17 protein-coding genes and 5 tRNA genes are annotated in these 22,133 nt (G+C 69.8%); 3 read left to right on the top strand and 19 right to left on the bottom strand.

Annotated features, from left to right (window positions below; translation table 11 throughout):
- Positions 1-127 precede the first annotated feature (127 nt).
- The 6 genes from rpoC to rplK all read right to left on the bottom strand — a co-directional run bounded on the left by rpoC (position 128) and on the right by rplK (position 11,143).
- The gene (rpoC, locus tag ACOOHE_RS07910) at positions 128-4,498 is read right to left on the bottom strand and encodes a DNA-directed RNA polymerase subunit beta' (protein WP_420457261.1); all 4,371 of its coding nucleotides are present in this window, start codon (positions 4,496-4,498) and stop codon (positions 128-130) included.
- Between the two features lie 92 nt (positions 4,499-4,590).
- A complete protein-coding gene (gene rpoB / locus ACOOHE_RS07905) occupies positions 4,591-8,457 on the bottom strand; it encodes a DNA-directed RNA polymerase subunit beta (RefSeq protein ID WP_420457260.1) in 3,867 nt (1,288 codons plus the stop codon).
- Positions 8,458-8,776: 319 nt separating this feature from the next.
- The gene (rplL, locus tag ACOOHE_RS07900) at positions 8,777-9,154 is read right to left on the bottom strand and encodes a 50S ribosomal protein L7/L12 (protein ID WP_420457259.1); all 378 of its coding nucleotides are present in this window, start codon (positions 9,152-9,154) and stop codon (positions 8,777-8,779) included.
- Positions 9,155-9,238: 84 nt separating this feature from the next.
- A complete protein-coding gene (gene rplJ, locus ACOOHE_RS07895) occupies positions 9,239-9,769 on the bottom strand; it encodes a 50S ribosomal protein L10 (RefSeq protein WP_420457258.1) in 531 nt (176 codons plus the stop codon).
- A gap of 86 nt (positions 9,770-9,855) precedes the next feature.
- Positions 9,856-10,578, bottom strand: coding sequence for a 50S ribosomal protein L1 (gene rplA, locus ACOOHE_RS07890; RefSeq protein WP_420457257.1), 723 nt, complete (start codon positions 10,576-10,578; stop codon positions 9,856-9,858).
- Between the two features lie 127 nt (positions 10,579-10,705).
- Positions 10,706-11,143: a 50S ribosomal protein L11 gene (rplK, locus tag ACOOHE_RS07885; RefSeq protein ID WP_420457256.1), complete on the bottom strand. Its 438-nt coding sequence runs from the start codon at positions 11,141-11,143 to the stop codon at positions 10,706-10,708.
- Positions 11,144-11,737: 594 nt separating this feature from the next.
- Between rplK and ACOOHE_RS07880 the strand changes: the two genes are divergently transcribed.
- The 3 genes from ACOOHE_RS07880 to ACOOHE_RS07870 are packed head-to-tail and all read left to right on the top strand — an operon-like array spanning position 11,738 to position 14,862.
- The gene (locus tag ACOOHE_RS07880) at positions 11,738-12,979 is read left to right on the top strand and encodes a serpin family protein (protein ID WP_420457255.1); all 1,242 of its coding nucleotides are present in this window, start codon (positions 11,738-11,740) and stop codon (positions 12,977-12,979) included.
- A gap of 33 nt (positions 12,980-13,012) precedes the next feature.
- On the top strand, positions 13,013-13,555 hold the full coding sequence (locus tag ACOOHE_RS07875) for an RNA polymerase sigma factor (protein ID WP_420457254.1): 543 nt from the start codon (positions 13,013-13,015) through the stop codon (positions 13,553-13,555).
- A complete protein-coding gene (locus tag ACOOHE_RS07870) occupies positions 13,552-14,862 on the top strand; it encodes a hypothetical protein (protein WP_420457253.1) in 1,311 nt (436 codons plus the stop codon). The genes ACOOHE_RS07875 and ACOOHE_RS07870 overlap by 4 nt, the downstream gene beginning before the upstream one ends.
- An 82-nt stretch (positions 14,863-14,944) precedes the next feature.
- Here the strand turns inward: ACOOHE_RS07870 and ACOOHE_RS07865 are convergent, their stop codons facing one another.
- The 13 genes from ACOOHE_RS07865 to queA all read right to left on the bottom strand — a co-directional run bounded on the left by ACOOHE_RS07865 (position 14,945) and on the right by queA (position 22,059).
- A complete protein-coding gene (locus ACOOHE_RS07865; RefSeq protein WP_420457252.1) occupies positions 14,945-16,033 on the bottom strand; it encodes a winged helix DNA-binding domain-containing protein in 1,089 nt (362 codons plus the stop codon).
- A gap of 21 nt (positions 16,034-16,054) precedes the next feature.
- Positions 16,055-16,597, bottom strand: coding sequence for a transcription termination/antitermination protein NusG (nusG, locus tag ACOOHE_RS07860; protein ID WP_420457251.1), 543 nt, complete (start codon positions 16,595-16,597; stop codon positions 16,055-16,057).
- 28 nt (positions 16,598-16,625) lie between these two features.
- A complete protein-coding gene (secE, locus tag ACOOHE_RS07855) occupies positions 16,626-16,841 on the bottom strand; it encodes a preprotein translocase subunit SecE (RefSeq protein ID WP_420457250.1) in 216 nt (71 codons plus the stop codon).
- 42 nt (positions 16,842-16,883) lie between these two features.
- A tRNA-Trp gene (locus ACOOHE_RS07850) sits at positions 16,884-16,956 on the bottom strand.
- 119 nt (positions 16,957-17,075) lie between these two features.
- On the bottom strand, positions 17,076-18,263 hold the full coding sequence (tuf, locus tag ACOOHE_RS07845) for an elongation factor Tu (protein ID WP_420454798.1): 1,188 nt from the start codon (positions 18,261-18,263) through the stop codon (positions 17,076-17,078).
- Positions 18,264-18,330: 67 nt separating this feature from the next.
- Positions 18,331-18,402, bottom strand: a tRNA-Thr gene (locus ACOOHE_RS07840).
- 67 nt (positions 18,403-18,469) lie between these two features.
- Positions 18,470-18,542 (bottom strand) — tRNA-Gly (locus ACOOHE_RS07835).
- A gap of 82 nt (positions 18,543-18,624) precedes the next feature.
- Positions 18,625-18,707: transfer RNA gene (locus ACOOHE_RS07830), tRNA-Tyr, on the bottom strand.
- Positions 18,708-18,747: 40 nt separating this feature from the next.
- Positions 18,748-18,820 (bottom strand) — tRNA-Thr (locus tag ACOOHE_RS07825).
- Between the two features lie 48 nt (positions 18,821-18,868).
- Positions 18,869-19,531 carry a DedA family protein gene (locus ACOOHE_RS07820; RefSeq protein ID WP_420457249.1) on the bottom strand — a complete coding sequence of 221 codons (663 nt, stop codon included), beginning with the start codon at positions 19,529-19,531 and terminating at the stop codon, positions 18,869-18,871.
- Between the two features lies 1 nt (position 19,532).
- Positions 19,533-20,006 (bottom strand): 2-C-methyl-D-erythritol 2,4-cyclodiphosphate synthase, encoded by a 474-nt coding sequence (ispF, locus tag ACOOHE_RS07815; protein WP_420457248.1) that lies wholly within the window; start codon positions 20,004-20,006, stop codon positions 19,533-19,535.
- Between the two features lie 183 nt (positions 20,007-20,189).
- Positions 20,190-20,894, bottom strand: coding sequence for a 2-C-methyl-D-erythritol 4-phosphate cytidylyltransferase (ispD, locus tag ACOOHE_RS07810; protein ID WP_420457247.1), 705 nt, complete (start codon positions 20,892-20,894; stop codon positions 20,190-20,192).
- A gap of 82 nt (positions 20,895-20,976) precedes the next feature.
- The gene (queA, locus tag ACOOHE_RS07805) at positions 20,977-22,059 is read right to left on the bottom strand and encodes a tRNA preQ1(34) S-adenosylmethionine ribosyltransferase-isomerase QueA (RefSeq protein ID WP_420457246.1); all 1,083 of its coding nucleotides are present in this window, start codon (positions 22,057-22,059) and stop codon (positions 20,977-20,979) included.
- Positions 22,060-22,133: the final 74 nt, after the last annotated feature.

The raw sequence follows: 22,133 nt of genomic DNA, 5'->3' as shown, positions 1-22,133 counted from the left end.
CGGGCGGGGCGCCAAAAGTATCCGAAGCGAGCACCGAGTCCGGGTCACTACGGCGCCCCTCCTGCATACAGAGACGCCCCGGCCGCGCGAGGCGACCGGGGCGTCCGGTTCGTCAAATCCGTCGGGCTTAGCCCAGGCGGCGGTTGATCTCGGCCAACGTCTCGTCGTCGGCGGCGCCCGGCGTGGCCGGGGCCCCCAGGATGTCGCCGTCGCCGGTCGAGAGGCCGCGGTCGAGCGCGTCCTGCGTGGCCTGGAGCGCCTCCAGCTCCTGGCGGCTGCCGACGACGATGTCGCGGTAGTCGCGGAGCCCCGTCCCGGCCGGGACGAGGTGGCCGATGATGACGTTCTCCTTGAGCCCCAGCAGGCCGTCCTGGCGCGCCGCGATGGCCGCCTCGGTGAGCACCTTGGTGGTCTCCTGGAAGCTCGCCGCCGAGATGAACGAGTCGGTCCGGAGCGCGGCCTGGGTGATCCCCAACAGGACCGGCTCGGCGACGGCGAGCTCCGCGTCGCGGACCTCGATCTCCGGCTTGTCCTCGCGCTTGAGCGCCGAGTTGGCGTCGCGGAGCTGGCGCCGCGAGATCGACTGCCCGATCCGCAAGTCCGACTCGGCCGCGTCGACCACGACGAAGCTGTCGTAGAGCTCGTCGTTGGTCTGCTCGAGCTGGAGCCGGTCGACCAGGTCCCCTTCCAGGAACGGCGTGTCGCCGGGGTCCGAGATCCGGACCTTCTGCATCATCTGGCGGACGACGACCTCGATGTGCTTGTCGTTGATGCCGACGCCCTGCAACCGGTAGACCTCCTGGACCTCGTTGACGAGGTACTCCTGGACCGCGGTGGGCCCGAGGATCGCCAGGATGTCCTGGGGCGAGATCTGCCCGTCGGAGAGCGCCTCGCCCGCGCGGACGAAGTCGTTCTCGTGGACCAGCAGGTGCTTGCTCAGAGAGACGAGGTACGTCTTCTCCGTCGCCCCGTCGCGGCTCGTCACGAGGACCTCTTGCGAGCCGCGCTTGCGGCCGCCGAACGACACGACGCCGTCGATCTCGGTCACGACGGCCGGGTCCGACGGCTGGCGCGCCTCGAACAGCTCGATCACGCGCGGCAGGCCGCCCGTGATGTCGCGCGTGCCGGCCGACTGGCGTGGGAGCTTGGCGAGCACGGTGCCGGCCTGGATCGCGTCGCCGGCCGTGACCTGGAGGCGGGCCCGGACGGGCATCGTGTACTCGCGGCCGCCCTCGCCCTCGATGACGAGGGCCGGCGTGAGCGAGCGCTCGCGCGACTCGGTGATGACCTTCTCGCGGAAGCCCGTCTGCTCGTCGGACTCCTCGCGGTAGGTCGTCCCCTCGATGATGTCTTGGAAGCGGACGGTGCCCACGGTCTCGGCCACGATGACCGAGTTGTACGGGTCCCACGTCGCGATCACGTCGCCCTTCTCGACCGCGTCGCCCTCGGCCACGGCCACGTCGGCGCCGTAGGGGATCGTGTACGAGATCCGCTGCTTCCCGTCCTTGTCGAGGATCCGGACCTCGCCCGAGCGCCCGAGCGCGATCGTGCGCGGGGTCTCGCCCGACTCGTCGGTGACCGTCCGCAGGTTCTCGAAAGCGACCGTCCCGGCGAACTTGGCCTCGATCGTCGACTCGGCCGCGATGCGCGAGGCCGTGCCGCCGATGTGGAAGGTCCGCAGCGTAAGCTGGGTCCCGGGCTCGCCGATGGACTGGGCCGCGATGACGCCGACGGCCTCGCCGATCTGGACCATCCGGCCATTCGCCAGGTCGCGGCCGTAGCACAGCGCGCAGACGCCGCGCTGGGCCTCGCACGCCAACACCGACCGGATCTCGACCGTCTCCAACGACGTCGCCGCGATCCGGTCCGCGATCTCGTCCGTGATCATGTCGTCGCGGCGCAGGAGCACGTCGCCCGACTCGGGGTCGCGGACGTCGTGGACCGACACGCGGCCGACGATCCGGTCGCGGAGCGACTCGACGACGTCCTCGTTGTCCTTGAGCGCCTCCATCCGGACGCCGCGGAGCGTGCCGCAGTCGGGCTCCTGGATCGAGACGTCCTGGGACACGTCGACCAGGCGGCGCGTGAGGTAGCCGGCGTCGGCCGTCTTGAGCGCCGTGTCGGCCAAGCCCTTGCGGGCGCCGTGCGTCGAGATAAAGTACTCGGCGACCGAGAGGCCCTCCTTGAAGTTGGACTTGATCGGGTTCTCGATGATCGAGCCCGCCGAGCCGGCGGCCGACTTCTGGGGCTTGGCCATCAAGCCACGCATCCCGCCGAGCTGGCGGATCTGCTCGCGCGAGCCACGGGCGCCGGAGTCGGCCATCATGTAGATGGCGTTGAACCCCTCCTGGTCGTCCTGGAGCGCGTCGTACAAGACGTTCGAGACCTCGTTGTTGGTCGAGGTCCAGACGTCGATGACCTGGTTGTACCGCTCGGCCTCGGTGATGAAGCCCATCTCGTAGTTCGAGCGGATGTCGTCGACGCGGCCCTCGGCCTCACGGATCAGCGTCTCCTTGGCGTCCGGCACCACGATGTCGCTCAGCGAGAAGCTCAGCCCGCCCAGCATGGCCTGCCCGAAGCCGAGGTCCTTGACCTCGTCCAGGAACGTGGCCGTGCGCGGGAAGTCGGTCGCCTTGAACACGCCCGCGATGATCCCGCGGAGGTTCTTCTTGGTCAGGACCTGGTCGATGTAGCCGACGCCCTCGGGCACGATGTCGTTGAAGAGGGCCCGGCCGACGGCCGTGTCGATGACCTCGCCGGCCTGGTGCTCGCCGTCGAACGTGGGCTCCTCCAGCTTCAGCTTGATCCGCGCGTGGAGCGCGACCTGGTCCTGGTCGAACGCCTGGCGGACCTCGCGCGTCGAGCCGAAGATCATGCCCTCGCCTTTCTCGCCGGCCCGGTCCTTCGTCATGTAGTACATGCCGAGCACCATGTCCTGCGACGGGACCGCCACCGGGCCCCCGTGCGCCGGCGACATGATGTTGTGGGACGCCAGCATCAGGATGCTCGCCTCCAGGATCGCGTCGTGCGACAGCGGCACGTGGACCGCCATCTGGTCGCCGTCGAAGTCGGCGTTGAACGCCGTCGTGACGAGGGGGTGCAGGCGGATCGCCTTGCCCTCGATCAAGACCGGCTGGAACGCCTGGATCCCCAAGCGGTGGAGCGTCGGCGCCCGGTTCAGCATCACCGGGTGGCCGTCGATCACCTTCTCCAGGATGTCGAAGACGTCGGCCGTCCGGCGGTCGACGACCTTCTTGGCCGACTTCACCGTCTTGACGATGCCGCGCTCGATGAGCTTGCGGATGATGAACGGCTTGAACAGCTCGACGGCCATCTGCTTGGGCAGGCCACACTCGTGGAGCTTGAGCTCCGGCCCGACCACGATGACCGACCGGCCCGAGTAGTCGACGCGCTTGCCCAACAGGTTCTGGCGGAACCGGCCCTGCTTGCCCTTGAGCATGTCGCTCAGCGACTTCAGCGCGCGGTTCGAGTCCGAGCGGACGGCGTTCGCCTTGCGCGAGTTGTCGAACAGCGAGTCGACGGCCTCCTGCAACATCCGCTTCTCGTTGCGCAGGATGACCTCCGGCGCCTTGATGTCGATGAGGCGCTTGAGCCGGTTGTTCCGGATGATGACGCGCCGGTACAGGTCGTTGAGGTCCGACGTGGCGAACCGGCCGCCCTCGAGCGGGACGAGGGGACGCAACTCCGGCGGGATCACCGGGATCACCTTCATCACCATCCACTCCGGCTTGTTCTCCATCCGGGCGTTCGCCGCGCGGAAGGACTCGACGATGCCGAGCCGCTTCAAGGCCTCGGCCTTGCGGGCCTGGCTCGTCTCGGTCCGCGCCTGGAAGCGGAGCTCGGTCGCCAGCATGTCCGGGTCGAGCCGCTTGAGCAACTCCTCGACGGCCTCGCCGCCGATCATGGCCACGAACTTCTCGGGGTCGTCGTCGGCCAGCCGGTTGTTGTCCTCGCGGATCTGGTAGAGGACGTCGAAATACTCGTTCTCGGTCAGCAGCGTGCCCTGCTCGATGCCGAGGTTGACCGCCCCGCCCGGGTTCACCACGACGTAGGCCTCGTAGTAGATGACCCGGTCGAGGTCCTTCGACTTCATGCCCAGGAGCGCGCCGATCTTGTTCGGCAGGCTCTTGAAGTACCAGATGTGGACGACCGGCACGGACAGCGTGATGTGCCCGAACCGCTCGCGCCGGACCGACTTCTGGGTCACCTCGACGCCGCAGCGGTCGCAGATGATGCCCTTGTACCGGATCCGCTTGTACTTGCCGCAGTGGCACTCCCAGTCCTTGACCGGGCCGAAGATCTTCTCGCAGAACAGCCCGTCCTTCTCCGGCTTAAACGAGCGGTAGTTGATCGTCTCCGGCTTGAGCACCTCGCCGAACGACCGCTCCAAGATGGTCTCGGGCGAGCTCAGGCTGACCGTGATCGAGCTGTAGTACTTCTTCTGCGCCGGCTGCGCCGGCTGGATGCCGAATGCCATAGGTGGATTTGATGATCGGATGATTGGTGATCGGGTGATTGAGGGCAATCGGGGACTGGCAGCGTGAACCGGCCACTCGCCCGATCACCCGATCAATCAATCCTCACTTCCAGGCCGAGGCCCTGCATCTCGCGGAGCAGGACGTTGAACGACTCGGGCACGTTGGGCTCGGGGATGTTGTCGCCCTTGACGATGGCCTCGTAGGCCTTCGAGCGGCCCTGGACGTCGTCGGACTTGACTGTCAGGAGCTCGCGCAGGACGTTCGAGGCGCCGTAGGCGTAGAGCGCCCACACCTCCATCTCGCCGAACCGCTGGCCGCCGAACTGGGCCTTGCCGCCCAACGGCTGCTGCGTGATGAGCGAGTAGGGGCCAATCGAGCGGGCGTGGATCTTGTCGTCGACCAGGTGCGACAGCTTGAGCATGTAGATCTGCCCGACCGTCGTCTTCTGGTCGAACGCCTTGCCCGTCTGGCCGTCGAACAGCTGGACGCGGCCGTCGTCGGGGAGGCCGGCCTCGCGGAGCTTGCCCGCGATGTCGTCCATCGACGCGCCGTCGAAGGCCGGCGTGGCGTAGGTCTCGCCCAGCTTCTCGCCGGCCCAGCCCAACAACGTCTCGAAGATCTGTCCCAGGTTCATCCGCGACGGGACACCGAGGGGGTTGAGGCAGATGTCGACCGGGGTGCCGTCCTCCAGGAACGGCATGTCCTCCTCGGGGACGATCTTGGCGACGACGCCCTTGTTGCCGTGGCGCCCGGCCATCTTGTCGCCGACCTGGAGCTTGCGCTTTTTGGCCACGTAGACCTTGGCCAGCTGGACGATCCCCGGCGGGAGCTCGTCGCCCATCTGGATCCGGTACTCCTCCTGCTCGGCCGAGCCGGTCACCTCCTGGTGGCGCCGCTGGTAGTTGGCCAAGAGCTTCCACGCCTGGCGGTTCGTCTCCTCGTCGTTGGTGTACTCCTGGCGGATCTTGAGGTCGGCCGGCTCGATGGCCTTGAACGCCGTCTTGGCCAGCTTGCCGCCCTCGGACACCACGACGGTTCCGTCGCGGAGCTCGATGGCCGAGCCCGCCTTCTTGGACCCGACGAGCTGGAAGAACCGCTCGTAGAACGACTGCTGGAGCGCCTCGACCTCGCGGTCGAGCTGGCGCTGGATCTCCTCGAGTCGCTTCTCCTCGGCCTTCTTGGTGATGGCGTCGGTCTTGCGGCGCGAGAACAGCATCGTGTCGATCACGACCCCGTTCATGCCCGGCTTGGCCTTGAGGCTCGCGTCCTTGACGTCGCCGGCCTTGTCGCCGAAGATGGCACGGAGGAGCTTCTCCTCGGGCGTCGGGTCGGTCTCGCCCTTGGGCGTGATCTTGCCGACGATGATGTCGCCCGGGTTGATCTCGGCCCCGACGCGGACGATGCCGCGCTCGTCGAGGTCCTTGGTCGCCTCCTCGGAGACGTTGGGGATCTCGCGCGTGAGCTCCTCCTCGCCCCGCTTGGTGTCGCGGACCTGGTGGTCGAACTCCTCGATGTGGACCGAGGTGAAGATGTCCTGCTTGACCACGCGCTCCGAGATGACGATGGCGTCCTCGAAGTTGTAGCCCTTCCAGGGCATGAAGGCCACCAGCACGTTCTTGCCGAGGGCCAACTCGCCGCGCTCGGTCGACGCGCCGTCGGCCAGGAGGTCGCCCTTCTTCACCTTCATGCCGGCGGCGACGCGCGGCTTCTGGGTGACGTTGGTGTCCTGGTTCGTCCGGCGGAACTTGACGAGCGGGTACGTCCGGACCGGCTCCTCGAACGCCGCGTCGGCGTCCTCGGGCGTCTCGTCGTAGCGGACCGTGATCTTGGTCGCGTCGACGTACTCGACCGTCCCGTCGCCCTCGGCGACCAGGATGGCGCGGCTGTCGCGCGCGATCCGCCCCTCGAGCCCGGTGCCGACGTAGGGCGCCGACGGCTGCAAGAGCGGCACGGCCTGGCGCTGCATGTTCGAGCCCATCAACGCGCGGTTGGCGTCGTCGTGCTCCAAGAACGGGATGAGCGAGGCGGCCGGCGAGATGATCTGGTTCGGCGCCACGTCCATGTAGTCGATCTCGTCGGGCGAGACGAGGGGGACGTCGCCACCGATCCGGGCGCGGACCAAGTCGTTGGCATACGTCCCGTCGTCGTTGAGCGGGGCGTTCGCCTGAGCGATGGTGTAGCGGTCCTCGTCCTCGGCCGAGAGGTACTCGATCTGCTTGCTGACCTTCCCGTTCTTGACCTTCCGGTACGGCGTCTCGATAAACCCGAACTGGTTAACCACGCCGTGCGTGCAGAGCGACGAGATGAGCCCGATGTTCGGGCCCTCCGGCGTCTCGATGGGGCAGAGCCGGCCGTAGTGCGTGTAGTGGACGTCGCGGACCTCGAAGCCGGCCCGCTCGCGCGTCAGGCCGCCCGGCCCGAGCGCGGACATCCGACGCTTGTGCGTCAGCTCCGCGAGCGGGTTGGTCTGGTCCATGAACTGGCTCAGCTGGTTCGTCCCGAAGAAGGTGTTGATCACCGACGAGACGGTCCGGGCGTTGACCAGGTCCTGGGGCGTGAACTTGTCGGCGTCGCGGAGATTCATCCGCTCCTTGATCGTCCGCGCCATGCGCGCCAAGCCGAGCGAGAACTGGCTCTGGAGCTGCTCCCCGACCGTCCGCACGCGGCGGTTGCCGAGGTGGTCGATGTCGTCGACGTTCGACTTCCCGTTCTGGAGCTTGACGAGCTCGGTGATGATCGCGACGATGTCCTCCTTCGACAGCGTCACCGAGGTGTCCTCGCCGCTCAGCCCCAACCGCTTGTTCATGCGGTACCGGCCGACGGCGCCCAGATCGTAACGCTTGTCGGAGAAGAACAGGCGGTCGAGGAGGGCGCGCGCCGCGTCCACGTCGGGCGCCTCGGCGCTGCGCAGCGTCTCGTAGAGGTGCTTGAGCGCCTCGTCCGACGAGTGCGTCGGGTCCTTCTTGAGCGTGTTGAGGAGCGTCGACATGTCGAGGCCCGGGTCGTCGGCGTCCTCGTCCACCTCGCGGCGGACGATGACGGTCTCGACCTTGGCGTCCTTCAACGTGCCGTAGTCGTCCTCCGTCAGCTCGTGCTCGGCCGGGAGGATCACCTCGCGCTCGGACGTCTCCTGGAGCACCTCGCCGGTGTCCTCGTCGATCACCTCGTGCTTGACCTCGACCGTGACCGAGGCGGCCAGCACGCGGCCGACGAGCTTGGCGTACGCCTTCTTGGTCGTCACCTTCTCCTCGTCCGCCAAGTCGAACAGGTTGACGATCTCGGCGTCGGACGAGTAGCCCAGCGCGCGCAAGAGCGCCGTGACCGGCAGCTTCTTCTTGCGGTCGATGTAGGCCCACATCACGTTCGCGACGTCGGTCGAGAACTCGATCCACGAGCCCCGGAAGGGGATCACGCGGGCGCTGTACAGGTCCGTCCCGTTGGGGTGGACCGACTGGCTAAAGAAGACGCCCGGGCTCCGGTGGAGCTGGCTCACGATGACCCGCTCGGCGCCGTTGACGACGAACGTGCCCTTCTCCGTCATGACGGGGAGGTTGCCGAGGTAGACGTCCTGCTGGATCGCCTCCTCCGGCTCGTCCTCGTCCTCGTCCTCCTTGGCGCTCAGGCGCAGCTTGGCCTTGAGCGGGAGGGCGTAGGTCAGGCCCTGCGCCAGGCACTCCTCGATGGAGTGCTTGGGCGCCTCCAGCGTGAAGTGGAGGTACTCGAGCGTGTAGCGCTCGCGGGTGTCGGTGATCGGGAAGTGCTCCCGGAACGTGGCCTCCAGGCCCTTGGCCGGGTCCCGCTCCTCGGGGACCAGCTCGGCCTGGAGGAACTCGTGGTAGGACCGGAGCTGGATCTCGAGGAAGTCCGGGAAGTCGAGGACCGGCGCGATGTCCGCGAACGACTGGCGAGTGCTCTCGCCGTTGGGCGCCGGTCGCGCCGCGCTCTTGCTGTTGCTCAAGGCGTACCCCTGGGTGTGATGACCGTTGATGCGAAGGGCCCGGCCGCGGCTCTGAAGCCGCCGGGCGGCGCCGGCCGATGGCTCGGGCGACGCGGGCATCCGAGACCCCGCACGCGGCGGGATCATCGGGGTGAACCGGAGGGCGGAACACGGTGTTCCGTTCGGTTCGTGTGCAGGCCGGACGTCGCCGGGCCGCACGTCGGCCGCACCCAGAAGCGGGCGCCGCCGGATGCCGCGAACGCCCGCCCTCCGCTCGGCAAAGCCGGGGAGAGCGGGCGACACGCGACGACGCGGACGGCACGGGGCCGCCCGCCCAGACTTACTTGAGCTCGACCGTGGCGCCGGCGCCCTCGAGCTTGCCCTGGACCTCGGTGGCCTCCTCCTTCGAGACGCCCTCCTTGATCGGCGACGGGGCGTTGTCGACGAGCTCCTTGGCCTCCTTGAGGCCCAGGCCCGTGATCCCGCGGACCTCCTTGATCACGGCGATCTTGTTGCCGCCGATCCCCGAGAGGATCACGTCGAACTCGGTCTGCTCCTCGGCCGCGGCGGCGCCGTCGCCCCCGGCCGGGCCGGCCATGACGGCGGCGGCGGCGGCCGGCTCGATGCCGTACTCGTCCTTGAGGACCGTGAGCAGCTCGTTGGCCTCCTTGATGGTGAGGTTGACCAGGCTCTCGGCGATGCTGTTGATGTCTGCCATTGGGGTGGGGGGTTCCTGCGGCGGTCTCGGCCCGGACGGGCTGCGCCGCGTGTTATGGATGGGTCCGCCGAAGCGGGGGTGAGATCAGCTGTCCTCCTTCTCGGAGATCTGCTGGATGACGCTGGCCAGGCCAGCGCCCTGCGCGCCGAGGGCCGACGCGACGTTCGTGATCGGAGCCATGAGGAGCCCCAAGATGTCGGCGAGCAACTCGTCCTTGCTCTTGAGCTTGGCGAGCACGTCGAGGCTGCCCTCGCCGTAGATGGCGCCGTCGATGTAGGCACCCTTGAAGCGGGGGATCTCGAGGTCGTGGTCCTCGAGGAACTTCTTGAGCACCTTGGCTGGGCCAGCCGGGTCGTTCGTGAAGGCCACGGCCGTCGGGCCGTTGAGCTCGTCGAGCAGGTCGTCGAACCCGCCCCGGGCCTCCATCGCCCGCCGGAGGAGCGTGTTCTTGAGGACCTTGTACTGGACGTCGGCCTCGCGGAAGGCGCGGCGGAGGCCCGTGGCCTGCTCGACCGTCAGGCCCTGGTAGTCGGTGAGGTAGACCGTGTTGGCCCCTTCGAGCGTCTCCTCGATGGCCCCGAGGGCCTCCTCCTTCTGCGCTTTGGTCAGCGGCATGTCTTTGGAGTCGAATGTTTGAAAGTGGAACGTGGAAGGTGAGATGCGGTGCGCACGTCCGACCTTCCACTCTGCACATTCAACGGTTAGCGGGTGGCAATGACGGCGGCGCCGCGGTCGACCGGGACGGCCGGGCCCATCGTCGTCGAGAGCGTGACGCTCCTGACGTAGAGGCCCTTCGCGGCAGCCGGCCGCAAGCGGACGATCTCCTTGAGGAAGGCGTCGGCGTTGTCGCGGATCTGGTCCTGGGAGAACGACACGTTGCCAATCGACGTGTGGATGATCCCGGCCTTGTCGACGCGGAAGTCGATCCGGCCCGCCTTGACGGCCTCGACGGCTTCGGCCAGGTCGTTCGTCACCGTGCCCGACTTCGGGTTCGGCATCAGCCCGCGAGGGCCGAGCACGCGGCCCAGCCGGCCGACGACCGGCATCACGTCCGGGCTGGCGATCAGGACGTCGAAGTCGGTGAACCCCTCGTTCTGGATCTTGTCGGCGTAGTCGTCGAGCCCGACCATGTCGGCGCCGGCGTCTCTCGCTTCGGCCTGCTTGCCCTCGTTCGTGAGCACGAGCACGCGGACGGTCTTGCCGGTCCCGTGCGGGAGCGCGACCGAGCCGCGGACCATCTGGTCGGCGTGGCGGGGGTCGACGCCCAGCCGGATGTCGATGTCGACGGACTCCTCGAACTTGGCGCCGCCGGTCTTCTTGACCAGCTCGGCCGCCGTGTCGAGCGGGAGCGCGCCGCCGGCCTCCTCGGTCGCCGCCGCGACGAGCTCGGCCGCCTGACGGTAGCGCTTGCCTCTCTTTGCCATGGGTGTGGGGGGTGTGCGGTGCAACCGCCAGCGTGGCTGGCTCCCGCAGTGGAAACAGGTACGTGGTACTCGGTACGAGGTACGCTCGGCCCGGGGGCCGTACCGCGTACCCGGTACCCCGTACCGCTTAGGCGACCGGAGCGCCGGTGACCGTCAGGCCCATCGAGCGGGCCGTGCCCGCGATCATCCGGGCGGCGTTGTCGAGGTCCGTCGCGTTGAGGTCCTCGATCTTCTGCTGGGCGATGTCCCGGCACTGGTCCCAGGTCACCTTCCCGACCTTCTCGCGGAGCGGGTCGCCGGCGCCCTTCTGGACCTTCGCGGCCATCTTGAGCAGGACCGCCGCCGGCGGGCTCTTCGTGATGAACGTGAAGCTCTTGTCGCCGAAGACCGTGATGACGACGGGGATCACGAGCCCCATCTTGTCCTGCGTCGCGGCGTTGAACGCCTTGCAGAACTCCATGATGTTGACGCCCTTCTGGCCGAGCGCCGGGCCGATCGGGGGGGCCGGCGACGCCTGGCCCGCCTTGATCTGCAGCTTGATGTAGCCGTCGACTTTCTTCGCCATGACTGGGGTGCGGTGCAACCGCCGGGGTCTCCGGCTCCCGCGCAGGTGGGGCTACGCCGGGGCGTAGCGGATCGAGAAGGTACCGGCTCCTCGACGCCAGATCCGTCCCCTCCGCAGGCTTCGCCCGCGTTTCACTCCCACCCCGCCGTTCCTCCGTCCGGCCCGTCTGGCGAAGCGCCGACGACATGTGCCGACCTCGTCTCGACACCCCTCGGCCCCCTCTCCGACGGTGTTGAGGACGGGGCGGCATCCGGGAACCGCCCCATCAGGGGCCGTCGCTCCAGCGCCCCCGCCGCCCTCCCCAAGGGAAGCAGAGTTGCTACGTTCTGCGAAACGAGTCAGATTCCTAAACAAAACGGCAGTCATCCCCGCGCACGCGGGGATCCATAGGCGGCGGCTCGCCGGACCGTCGCCGCGCATGGATTCCCGCATGCGCGGGAATGACACCTGTTATTTGTACGGTCGGCAAAGAACGTAGCAGCCCTGCCCAAGGGAAGGGATAAAAAACGTAGCGCCCTCGCAGATTCCGCGCGCCCCGTGCAGCGCTGTCGCCGCGAGGTCCGTATCGGCAGGTGTTCCTTACCTCTTCGAGCCATGCCCCGCCGTCCCCTCCCCACCCTCCTCGTCGCCCTCGCGCTCGCGGCGACCGGCTGCGACACCACCGGGCCGGGCGCGTCGGGCCCGCCGACCGAGATCACGCTCACGGCCGAGGCCGAGGCCCTCATCAACCACAGCAACGCCTTCGGCGTCGGGCTCTTCGCAGAGGTCGCGGCCACCGACGACCGCAACCTCATGCTCTCGCCGCTCAGCGCCAGCGTCGCCCTCACGATGCTCCTGAATGGGACCGACGGCGACACCTACGCGCAGATCCGAGACATGCTGGGCTACGCGCCCGACCAGGACCTCGACGCCGTCAACGCGGCCTACCAGAGCCTGCGGACCCAGTTGCTCGCGGCCGACCCCGAGGTCCAGTTCGCCCTCGCGAATGCCGTGTTCTACGACCAGGCGTTCGACCAGGCGTCGCCCGTCAAGGCCCCGTTCCTGGCCGCGATGCGCGGGCCGTTCGACGCGACCGTCCAGTCCCTCGACTTCGGCTCGCCCTCGGCGCCCGGCGTCATCAACGGGTGGGCCAGCGACCACACCGAGGGCCGCGTCCCGAAGGTGATCGAGGAGATCGGCGCGGACCTCGTCCTCGTCCTCATGAACGCGCTCTACTTCAAGGGGGATTGGTCGGCCCAGTTCGACCCGGCCCGGACGACGGCCTCGGACTTTACGCTGGCGGACGGCCGGACGGTCCAGACGCCGATCATGACCGGGCTCGTGCCGGCCCTGACGGTCCGCGGCGACGGCTACTCGGCGCTCGAGCTCCCCTACGGCCGGGCCAACTTTTCCTTCGTCGTCCTGATGCCCGACGACGCCGGCCTCGCCGACTTTGCCCGCCAGCTCGACGCCGGCTTCTGGGCCGACGCCACCACGCGGCTCGACGCGGCCGGCGCGTTTAGCGGCGTCGAGGTTGGACTCCCGCGATTCTCGTTCACGACCGACAAATTCCTCAACGACCAGCTCAAAGCTCTCGGCATGGTCGACGCCTTCGGGCCGGCCGCGGACCTGTCGCGGATGAGCGACGCCGGCCTCTACGTCGACTTCGTCAAGCAGAACACGTTCTTGCGCGTGGACGAGGAGGGCTCCGAGGCCGCCGCCGTCACGACCGTCGGGGTCGCTCTAGAATCGGCCGGGCCGTCGTTCTACGCGAACCGGCCCTTCGTCTTCGCCATCCGCGAGCGGACCACCGACACGCTCCTGTTCATCGGCCAGGTGGCCGACCCGCGGTCGTAAGGCTTCTCCACCATCGCCGCATGACCGGCCCGCGTGCCCACTGACTCCGAGCTGATCCGCGGGTGCCAGCGTGGGCACCCGCCGAGCCAGGAAGCGCTCTACCGGCGCTACTGGTCGTTCGCGATGTCGGTCGGCCTCCGCTACGCCCGCTCGCGCGACGACGCGCTCGAAATCTGCCACGACGCTTTCCTCAAGGCCTTCCGAGCGATGGACCGCGTGGACCCGGACCGACCCTTCAAGCCCTGGTTCCGGAGCCTCTTGGTCCGGTGCGCCGTCGACCGCCACCGCTCGACCCGGCGCTACCACGCCACGCTCGACACCGACGCCGAGCCGCCGGAGCCGGGCGTCGGCGCCGGGCACTCGATCACGGTCGAGGCGACGGAGATCCTGCTCCTGCTGGCCGAGCTCTCGGACGTCCAGCGGGCCGTGTTCAACCTCTACGAGGTCGAGGGCTACACGCACGACGAGATCGCGGTGCTGCTTGGGATCGCGCCCGGCACGTCGCGCTCGCACCTGACCCGGGCCAAGCGCCAGCTCCAGGCCCTCTACCACCAGCGCGTCGGGGTGCAGCCATGACCGACTTCGACGACCGCTTCGCGGAGCGCGTCCGCGAGGTGTTCGACGCCTACGGCGAGCCGGTCGACCCGGCGGCGTGGGCCCGGATGCGCGAGGCGTTGGGGCCGGTCCCCGCTGCGGACCGTCCGCCGCTGGCAAGCCCGACGAGGGCTCGGCGCCGATGGGCCGGCGTGGCCGCGCTCGTCGCCGTGCTGGCGGTCGGCGGAGGTGTGTGGCTCCTCGCCACCCGACCCGCCCCGAGCGCCGAGCGCGCGCGCGCCCTCGTCGCCGACGTGACCTCGCCGGGTCCTGCTTCGACCGACGGAACGCCGTCAGCCAGGGCGGAAGAGGCCGCTCCGGCTCGGGACGCCGCCGTGCCTCCGTCGACGCCCGGCCGTGTGGCGCTCCGCGCGAGTGGCCGTCCGTCCGCTCCCACCGCTCGTCGTCCTCAGCCAGCGGCGGGCCACCGAACGCATCCGCCGGACGGCCCCGCCCCGGTCGAGCCGCCGCTGGCGCCCGTCGACACACCAGCGGTGTTCCCGTCCGTCGCCCAGGCGGAGCCTCCCCTCCCCGACCGACCGCTCGCGCCGGCCGGCCCGTCCGTGCTCGTGCTCCCAAGCCGACCACCGGACGCTCGCCCGGACCGACCGACTGCGCGTCCCCCAGCCCAAAGCTGGGGACGTCCCGCGCTGTCCGTGGTAGCCGGGGTCACCTCGACGGTCTCGGACGGGCGGCTCGCCGACGGCGGCGGCGTCTCGGCGGGGCTCTCAGGCGCGCTCCCGGTCGGCCGCCGCATGTCGGTCTCGGGCGGAGCCCAGCTCGCCTACGCCCGGTTCGTCACCGAGGGCGACCTGGCCACCCCGTTGGCGCAATCCGACCTGGCGCGGCCTCTCGACGTGGCGTCGCGCAGTGAGGTCACCACGCTCGCCATCGAGATCCCGTTCGACCTCTCGGTCGACGTCGTGCGGAGCCGGCGCGCGCGCTTGGGCGTGGCCGTCGGGCTCACGTCGGCGGTCTACCTCGACCAGTCGTTCCGGGACGAGGGCGTGCGTTACTCCGGCCGGCTCGTCGACGACCCCACCCGGGCCGGCGGCTCCCTCTTCGTCGTGGGCGCCGAGGCGTACGAGACGCGCGAGTCGGCGGGCGCCGGGAGCCGGGTCGACCTCGCGCGCCAGCTCACCCTCGCCCTCCGCCTCACGTCGGGCGCGAGCGCGTCCGCCCCGACCATCGAGGTCTTCGGGCGGCTCCCGCTGGGTGGCCTCACCACCCGCGACCTGCCGCTGACGACGCTGGGCGCGCGCCTCCGCGTCCCGATCCCGATCCGCTAGCGCGGAATCGCCAGATGAACCGCTCACGCTTTCCCCGAATTCGGACGTCCGACGGGTGACGCAGAACCCCAGCGGTCCGGTATCAGACCACGCGCCGGTGGTCCACGTCGAGGCCGACGGGCCGTCCGAGAAACCGCCCGAACGCCTCCGCAGACTCTACGAGCGCTGCCCGCTCGGCGGCGGAGAACGGCGTCTGCAGCGTCACCCGGACCTCCACCCGATCCCGGTGCAGCGTGCGGCGCCACCCTCCCACCACCAAGCCGTTGCGCACGATCTGGTGGGTCGTGCTCCCGTTGCCCCATCCCGCCAGCGCGTCTGGCGTGGCGGGATCGACCGAGGGACCGTGATCCCGGTACGCCACCACGTGTTCGTCGTAGTTCGGAAGCAGGTGGACCGTCGGGTCGGGCAGGGAGACCGGGGCGACGGGCGCCACCTGCCAATAGGCCGTCCCGTCGATCTCGACCTCCTCCCCCTCGTCACCGAGCGCCGCCAGTCCGCGCCGGGCGTCCGTGACGGTGAGACCGGACCACCACGCGACGTCGTGGGGCGTGGCCGGGCCGTGGCTGCGGAGGTACCGCCGGACGAGCTCGACAAGGGCCTCCTCCGGCTCGAGCACCGGGCCGCCGGGCGCGCGCTCGTCGACGAGGGCGTAGGTCTGCGTGCGGCCTCGACGTCGGCCGCTGCACACGAGGGCGTCCGCCTCGGCGTGCATCACGAGGTGGGCGAGCCGCGGCCCCCGTGCTACGATTCCGCCCCCTTCGAGGACCTCCGCCAGTTCGGCCCGCGTGCGGTGGGCGCCGTCCGCCAGCGCGTCTGCGATCAGGCGCTGGCTGCGCCCGACCGTCCGGTCGTCGATCTCCAGCTTGCGGTCGTAGGACCGGAGCGACCGCTTGACGCGCGGCCCCGTCAGGGCCTGCATCCAGCGGAGGTCGGCGGGCCGGACCAGATGCCAGGTGGGCCGGAGGACGTGGGTGCGGAGGATCGTCCCCGCGTCGAGGGCGGCGTCGACGTCGGCTGCGGTGGCGCCGGTCGTACGCTGGGCGACGGCCCACGCCGCTCCCGGATAGTCCTGGGCCTGCACAGCCCCGAGCCAGCCCACGACGGCCTCGGGGCCCAACAGCCTCGTGCCGACGAGGCGCTGATTCCGTAGACGACGGGCCGCGAGGTTCATGGCTCCGTCGCCGGCTCGGCGCTACCCCTCGTGCTCGACCTGGAGGTAGTCGAGCTCCAGCGGCGTCTTGCGGCCGAAGATCGAGACCATCACGCGGACCTTCATCTTGTCCGGGTACACCTCCTCGACGAAGCCCGTGAACGTGTTGAACGGGCCGTCGACGACCTTGACGGCGTCGCCCTGCTTGAAGGGGATCTCCATCGTCTCGCCCTTGTCCTCGTCCATCATGCCCAGGATCCGGCCGACCTCGTCGGGCCGGAGCGGGACGGGCTCGCCGTTGGCACCGAGGAACCCGATGGTCGACGGGGCCCCGTTGATGACCTCGCGGAGGTACGGGTCGACGATGGCCTCGAGCAGGATGTAGCCCGGGAACGACGTCTTCTCGCGCGTCTTCTTCTTGCCGGCCCGCATCTCGAACACCGTCTCGGTCGGGATGATGACCTGGGTCAGCTTGTCCTCGTAGCCGAGCCGCTCGACCTCACTTTCGAGGTACTCCTTGACCTTCTTCTCGTGGCCGGAGAAGGTCCGGAGGACGAACCACTTACGGATCGGGGGGCGAGACATAGGAGGCGGTGCGGGAAGCGAGCGAGCGCTAGCTGCCGTAGATGAACCGGAGGATCGTGCTGATCACCTCGTCGGCGAAGAAGATGAACAGCGACGCCGCCAGCGCCGAGGCGAGCGTGAGCACGGTGTTGCTCATGAGCTCCTTGCGCTTGGGCCAGTTCACCTTCCGCATCTCCTTGCGGACCTCGACGAGGTAGTTCCCGGCGGCGCCGCCGGGGGCCTGCGTCTGTGTCTGTGTCGCCATGTCGGTGCCGCGTACGGCGGTGGAGTCGGTTCGGAATCGGAGCACGGGCGGCAGGACTCGAACCTGCAACCTGCGGTTTTGGAGACCGCTGCTCTGCCAATTGAGCTACGCCCGTTCAGCGGACCGCCGGCGCCCCGAAGGACGCCGGCGGTCGGGCCAATCTACGAACCGCGCGGTCGGCGGTTCAGAAGGGCTGATGGAGACCGGACTTGGGAAGCCGGCGCTCCGGCGGGATCAGTCGAGGATCTTGGAGACGACGCCCGCGCCGACCGTCCGGCCCCCCTCCCGGATCGCGAACCGGAGACCCTGCTCCATCGCCACCGGCTGGATGAGCGCGACCGTGAACTGCGTGTTGTCCCCCGGCATCACCATCTCGACCCCCTCGGCCAGCTCGATGTCCCCCGTCACGTCCGTCGTCCGGAAGTAGAACTGGGGACGGTACCCCTTGAAGAACGGGGTGTGACGGCCCCCCTCGTCCTTGCTCAGGATGTACACCTCGCACTCGAACCGCTTGTGCGGCGTGACCGCCCCCGGCTTCGTCAGGACCATCCCCCGCTCGACCGCGTCCTTCTCGATCCCCCGCAAGAGGATCCCCGCGTTGTCCCCGGCCTGGGCCGAGTCCAGGAGCTTCCTGAACATCTCGACGCCCGTCACCGTCGACGACTGCTTCGTCTCCGAGATCCCGACGATCTCGACCGGGTCCCCGACCTTGATCGCCCCCCGCTCGACCCGGCCCGTGACGACGGTCCCCCGGCCCGTGATCGAGAACACGTCCTCGACCGGCATCAGGAACGGCTGGTCGACGGCCCGCTCCGGCGTCGGGATGTACGAGTCGACGGCCGACATGAGCTCGTCGACCTTCGCCACCCACTCGGCCTCCCCGTTCAGGGCCCCGAGCGCCGACCCCTGGATCACGGGCAGGTCGTCGCCCGGGAACTCGTACGAGCCCAGGAGCTCCCGGACCTCCATCTCGACGAGCTCCAACAGCTCCTCGTCGTCGACCAAGTCGGCCTTGTTCATGAACACGACGATGTAGGGCACGCCGACCTGGCGCGCGAGGAGGATGTGCTCGCGCGTCTGGGGCATCGGCCCGTCGGTCGCCGCGACGACGAGGATGGCCCCGTCCATCTGGGCCGCCCCGGTCACCATGTTCTTGACGTAGTCGGCGTGGCCGGGGCAGTCGACGTGGGCGTAGTGCCGCTCGGCCGTCTCGTACTCGACGTGGGCCGTCGCGATCGTGATCCCGCGCTCGCGCTCCTCGGGCGCGTTGTCGATCTGGTCGAACGACATGGCCGTCCCGCCCTGGGCCTCGGCCAACACCTTCGTGATGGCCGCGGTCAGCGTCGTCTTCCCGTGGTCGACGTGGCCGATCGTGCCCACGTTGACGTGGGGCTTCGTACGCTGGAACTGTTCCTTCGCCATGGGTTCTGTGTCGTTGGCGCGCGCGGCGCTGATGAGAGGGGTGTCACGTGAGCGGCCGGAGCCGCGGAGCCTCCTCCCGGATTTGAACCGGGGACCCCTTCCTTACCATGGAAGTGCTCTACCACTGAGCTAAGGAGGCGGGTGTGGCATTGGGTGATCGGCCACCCAATCGGCAGTCTTCGATCACCAAGTCGCCGATGCCTGGGAGCGGGAGACCGGGTTCGAACCGGCGACATTCACCTTGGAAGGGTGACGCTCTACCAACTGAGCTACTCCCGCAGGACGATTGGAGGTTGCGGACCTCGGACTCGCGACGGGTGCGAATCGTCCATCGCGAATCGCCGGATCGCCAATCACCATGTGGGCAGGGAAGGATTCGAACCTCCGTACTCTTACGAGAACAGATTTACAGTCTGTCGCCTTTAACCACTCGGCCACCTGCCCGAAGAAAGAACGTGCGAGCCCGCAGGCGCGGGATCGGCGGAGCTGACGGAGGGGCTCGAACCCCCGACCTGCTGATTACAAATCAGCTGCTCTACCAACTGAGCTACGCCAGCGGCGCGGACATCGCGAAGCGCGAAGCTAGCCCGGTCCGGCGCCGGCCGTCAACCGACGGGGGGGGGGTCGGGCGCTTCCGCGCCGTCTCTTCGCCGTGAGTTCTTCGGTCGGGCCCGCCAGCGCCGCACGGCCGCGACCGCGAGGGCGGCCCCGAGCGCGACGGTCACCACGCGCCCGTAGTTCGCCAGCCAGTCGAGCACGCGCTCCCACTCGGCGCCGAGCCTGGCCCCGCCCCACACCAGCAACAGGCTCCAGGCCACGGCGCTGACCGTCGCCCACGCCGCCGTCGGCGCCCAGCGCAAGTCGGAGGCGCCGGCCAGCAGGCCGATCACGGCCCGGCCGCCGGCCAGGAACCGGTTCGCCGCGACGACGCCGTAGCCCCACCGGCTCAGCCACCGCTCGACGCGGCCGAGCGCGCCACGGGGGATCCATCGCATCCGGGCCGGGTCGTGGATCGCCTCGCCCAGGCGGCGCCCGGCGGCGAACACGGTCAGGAACCCGGCCGCGCCACCGAGGGACGCCAGCGCGACGGCCGGCCAGAACGAGAGCACGCCGAGCCCGACAAGCGACCCGCACAGGACGATGACGGTGTCGCCCCAGAGCGGCGGGACCAGGTTCTCGCCGTAGGCGATGCCCAGGAGCACCGCGTAGATGCCGGCCGGAGGCAACGCCTCCAGCCAGGTCACGAACTCGGCGACCCAGGCGGCCACCCTAGCGCTCGACCAGCAGGCAGACCGCGTGCGCCGCGGCCCCCTCGCCCGTCCCGACGAACCCCATCCCCTCCCCCGTCGTCGCCTTGACGGAGACCCGGCCGACCTCGACGCCCAGCGCGCCCGCCAGCCGCTCGCGCATCGTGTCGATGTGGGGCCGGAGCTTCGGCCGCTGCAAGACGACCGTCGCGTCCACGTTCCCGATGTCGAACCCGGCCTCGGCCACCCGGCCGACGACGGCCTCCAAGAGCCCGATGCTGTCGGCCCCCTCCCACTCGGCGTCCGTGTCGGGGAAGAGCGCGCCGATGTCGCCGAGGGCCGCCGCCCCGAGGAGGGCGTCGATCACGGCGTGCGTCAACACGTCGGCGTCGGAGTGGCCGTCGAGACCGGCCTCGGACGGGACCTCTACGCCGCCCAGGATGAGCGGCCGGCCCGCGACCAGGCGGTGGACGTCGTAGCCGTGGCCGATACGCATGGGGACGGGGGACGGGGGACGGGGGACGGGGGACGGGGGACGGGGGACGGGGGACGGGGGACGGGGGACGGGGGACGGGGAAGATGTCCGCCAATGACACGAAGCGCCAGTCGACGGCCGGAAGTCGGCCGGAACTTTTTCCCGACCGCCACCCCTCACCCCTCACCCCTCACCCCTCACCCCTCACCCCTCGCCCCTTGCCCACTCCGGCCACAGCGCTTGCGCCAGCGCCCAATCGCTGGGCCGGGTGATTTTGACGTTCCGCGCGTCGCCCTCGACGATCCGGACGGGGTAGCCGGCGTGCTGCAACAGGCCGACCTCGTCGGTCGCGAGCCAGCCCGCCGCGTTCGCCGCCGCCCGGACGAGCCAGTCGCGGCGGGCGGCCTGCGGCGTCTGCATGGCCCAGAGGCCGTCGCGCGGGACGGTCTCGCCGAAGAGCGGGCCGTCACCGCCCTGGCGGAGCGTGTCGGCCACGCGGACGGCGGCGGCGGCGGCGCCGTGCTGGCGGGCGGCGGCGACCGTCTCTGCAATAACGGCCCGTGTGACGAACGGCCGGACCGCGTCGTGCACCACGACGGTCTCGACCGACGGCGGCAACGCCCCCGCCCCGCTCGCGACCGACGCCTGGCGCGTCCGCCCCCCCGTGGCCACGCCCGCCTCGACGCCGTGCGCGGCCAGCATCGCGCGCGTGGCCCCTTCCTCGCCGGCCGGGACCACGACGACCATCGGCCCAACACCTGGATGATCGGCGAACGCCCGGAGCGTCTGGACCACGACCGGCGCTCCGCCGAGCAGGCGGAACTGCTTGGCCGGCGCGCCCGCCGCCGACATCCGCGAGCCCGACCCGCCCGCCGGCACGACGAGCCCGACCGATGCGTCCCCGTTCATCGAACGGAACGGCGCTCGACCCGGACGTGGCCGAAGGCTGCGCGAGCGGTCCCCAATCCCCAGTCCCTCATCCCCCGTCCCTCTAGAGAATCAGCATGGCGTCGCCGAACGAGAACAGGCGGTACTCCTCGCGGATGGCCGTCTGGTAGGCCTCCGTCAGCAGGTCGTGGCCGGCGAACGCCGCGACCATCATGAGCAGCGTCGACTTCGGGCGGTGGAAGTTGGTCAACAGCCGGTCCGTCACGTGGAACGTGTGGACGGGGTAGATGAACCGGTCGGTCCACCCCTCGCCGGCCTTGAGCGTCTTCGCCGCCGACAGCGTCGACTCCATCGCGCGGACGACCGTGGTCCCGCAGGCCGTGACGGTTCGGTCGGGGTGGGCGAGGGCGCGGTTGACCGCCTCGACCGCCTCCGGCCCGACCTCGAAGTACTCCGAGCCCATCCGGTGCTTGGAGAGGTCCTCGACCTCGACCGGCTGGAACGAGCCCAGGCCGAGGTGGAGCGTGACCGTGGTCACCTCGCAGCCCTTGTCGGTCATCGCCTGGAGCAGGCCCGGCGTGAAGTGGAGGCCCGACGCGGGCGCGGCGACGGCCCCGCGCCGGCGCGCGAACAGGGACTGGTAGCGGACGCGGTCGGCGGGCTCGGCCTTCCGGCGGAGGTACGGCGGGATCGGCGTCTCGCCGACCGCGTCGATGGCGTGGTAGAGCGCCTCCGGCGAGCCGTCGAACATGAACCGGAGCGTCCGCCCCCGGCTCGTCGTGTTGTCGATGACCTCGGCCGCCAGGCCGTCTCCGAACACGAGCTTGTTGCCGACGCGGACCTTCCGGGCCGGGTCCACGATCGAGTCCCACAGCCGGTGCTCGGGGTTGAGCTCGCGGAGCAGGAACGCCTCGACCTTGGCCCCCGTGTTCTCCTTGATCCCCCGGAGACGGGCCGGGAACACCATCGTGTCGTTGGCCACGAACACGTCGCCCTCCGCGAAGTAGCCCGGCAGGTCGCGGACCGCGCGGTGCTCGATGGTCCCGCTCGCGCGGTCGACGACCATCAGCCGGGCGCCGTCGCGGGGCTCGGCGGGGTACGCAGCGACGAGCCCCTTCGGGTAGTCGTAGTCGAAGTCGCTGAGGCGGAGGGCGTGCTGCCGGAAGGAGGGGTGGGCAACCTGCATGCGTGGCGGGGTCCGTGACGCGGGGCGGCCGCGGAGAGCGGCCTGGGGGCACGGGCCGGCGGTGGGGACCGCCC

This window comes from Rubrivirga sp., assembly GCF_965213695.1.
Lineage (GTDB): Bacteria > Bacteroidota > Rhodothermia > Rhodothermales > Rubricoccaceae > Rubrivirga.
The sequence above is the reverse complement of the archived record's forward strand: the minus strand, read 5'-3'. Positions and strand labels throughout refer to the sequence as shown.

Coding starts and splice junctions, on each gene's coding strand:
- rpoC (WP_420457261.1), bottom strand. CDS start 4,498: ATGGCATTCGGCATCCAGCCGGCGCAGCCGGCGCAGAAGAAGTACTAC.
- rplL (WP_420457259.1), bottom strand. CDS start 9,154: ATGGCAGACATCAACAGCATCGCCGAGAGCCTGGTCAACCTCACCATC.
- rplJ (WP_420457258.1), bottom strand. CDS start 9,769: ATGCCGCTGACCAAAGCGCAGAAGGAGGAGGCCCTCGGGGCCATCGAG.
- rplA (WP_420457257.1), bottom strand. CDS start 10,578: ATGGCAAAGAGAGGCAAGCGCTACCGTCAGGCGGCCGAGCTCGTCGCG.
- rplK (WP_420457256.1), bottom strand. CDS start 11,143: ATGGCGAAGAAAGTCGACGGCTACATCAAGCTGCAGATCAAGGCGGGC.
- ACOOHE_RS07880 (WP_420457255.1), top strand. CDS start 11,738: ATGCCCCGCCGTCCCCTCCCCACCCTCCTCGTCGCCCTCGCGCTCGCG.
- ACOOHE_RS07870 (WP_420457253.1), top strand. CDS start 13,552: ATGACCGACTTCGACGACCGCTTCGCGGAGCGCGTCCGCGAGGTGTTC.
- ACOOHE_RS07865 (WP_420457252.1), bottom strand. CDS start 16,033: ATGAACCTCGCGGCCCGTCGTCTACGGAATCAGCGCCTCGTCGGCACG.
- nusG (WP_420457251.1), bottom strand. CDS start 16,597: ATGTCTCGCCCCCCGATCCGTAAGTGGTTCGTCCTCCGGACCTTCTCC.
- secE (WP_420457250.1), bottom strand. CDS start 16,841: ATGGCGACACAGACACAGACGCAGGCCCCCGGCGGCGCCGCCGGGAAC.
- tuf (WP_420454798.1), bottom strand. CDS start 18,263: ATGGCGAAGGAACAGTTCCAGCGTACGAAGCCCCACGTCAACGTGGGC.
- ispF (WP_420457248.1), bottom strand. CDS start 20,006: ATGCGTATCGGCCACGGCTACGACGTCCACCGCCTGGTCGCGGGCCGG.
- ispD (WP_420457247.1), bottom strand. CDS start 20,894: ATGAACGGGGACGCATCGGTCGGGCTCGTCGTGCCGGCGGGCGGGTCG.
- queA (WP_420457246.1), bottom strand. CDS start 22,059: ATGCAGGTTGCCCACCCCTCCTTCCGGCAGCACGCCCTCCGCCTCAGC.